This is a genomic window from Nocardia sp. NPDC060220 (genome assembly GCF_042727815.1).
Taxonomy (GTDB): Bacteria; Actinomycetota; Actinomycetes; order Mycobacteriales; family Mycobacteriaceae; genus Nocardia.
Genome location: NZ_JBHWZY010001358.1, coordinates 1 through 1137, shown reverse-complemented (window position 1 = coordinate 1137; position 1137 = coordinate 1). Strand labels below are relative to the sequence as shown.

Sequence of the window (1137 nt, the reverse complement as noted above, 5' to 3'; positions counted from 1 at the left end):
CCCCGCCGGGCGCGACCCCCCCCCCCGGCGCGAACCCCTGGCGTTCCCCCCCCCGTCCGGAGGAGAACGAACTAGCGGCCGATCGCGGCGGCCATCACGCGGGTGGCCGAGATCAGGCCGTCGATCAAGTTGCCCTGACGGAACGAGGCCAGCGCGGCGGTGACGCCGAGCTGGCAGATGCGGTCGTTGGCGCGCTCGGCCACATTCGCACCGGAACGGACCTCGATCGCGCCCTGGTTCGGGGACACGGCGATGAGCACCGAATCGGCCGACTCCGGGGTGTTCGGCAGAATCGCGTCGGCACCGGCCGCCGGATCGGAGCCGAGGTCGCCGAGGTAGATGTTGAAGCGGACCTTGGTGGCGCGGGTCGCCTCGGTGAGCGCGTTGTCGAGGGAGATGCGTTCACGATCGGTGAACGGCACCTCGTCGAACACGGTGCCGGGCTCGTGCACGCCGGACACCCGGCCGCTGCTGGTGAGGGCGAACCCGTGCGGCAGGTCGGCCTCGACCACCGCGGGCCAATTAGAACTTGCCACTTGCCCGGCCTCCGATCAGCTCCGCATGCGCGGTTTCGAGAGCCGCATGACTGCCATGCGGCTCGGCGGTGTGGTGCCCCGCCGCGGCGGTCACCTCATCGGTAGCACTCCACAGCACCGGCCGGTGGGTCCACTTCTGCCCGAGTGCGAAGTGGGCCGGCTTCTCACCGGGGAATGGCTTACCGAGATAGGACAAACCCGCGATCGCGAAGTAGATCGCGGCCGGGATGCCGACGAAGATCAGCACTGTCTCGAGAATGCTCACGCACCAACGGTAGACGATGCTGTGTAGTAGTTCATCCTCCGGCTGGCAGTTCCCGCACCGCGTGTCCGGCGGTGCTACACCAACCAGGCCGCCGCGTTCGGTGGCAACCGGTCGTCGGCGACCGGAGCGCTCGACAACAGCACCTCCCCCGGCGGCAACTGGATCGGGCCGTCCGAGGCGTTGAGCACGCAGATCAACCCGCCCGGCCGACGGAAAGCGAGGCAGCCGTCGGGACTGCCGTACCACTCGATCCGCTGGCCCGCGAACTCCGGCCGGGTGGCGCGCAGGTCGATCGCCAGCCGGTACAGCGACAGCGTCGAGTGCAGGGTTTCCAGC

3 protein-coding genes are annotated in these 1137 nt (G+C 69.4%); all 3 read right to left on the bottom strand.

Translation table 11 applies throughout. From position 1 onward, the window contains the following. Positions 1 to 71: 71 nt before the first annotated feature. Positions 72 to 536, bottom strand: a complete 465-nt coding sequence (locus ACFWF3_RS36770; protein WP_378995570.1) for a DUF5130 domain-containing protein — start codon at positions 534 to 536, stop codon at positions 72 to 74. Continuing rightward, positions 523 to 801: a hypothetical protein gene (locus tag ACFWF3_RS36765; RefSeq protein WP_194829561.1), complete on the bottom strand. Its 279-nt coding sequence runs from the start codon at positions 799 to 801 to the stop codon at positions 523 to 525. Before ACFWF3_RS36765 ends, ACFWF3_RS36770 begins: the two co-directional genes overlap by 14 nt. A gap of 74 nt (positions 802 to 875) precedes the next feature. After that, positions 876 to 1137, bottom strand: a 262-nt coding sequence (locus ACFWF3_RS36760) for a DUF3459 domain-containing protein (RefSeq protein ID WP_379318850.1), incomplete at its 5' end; no start/stop codon positions are given.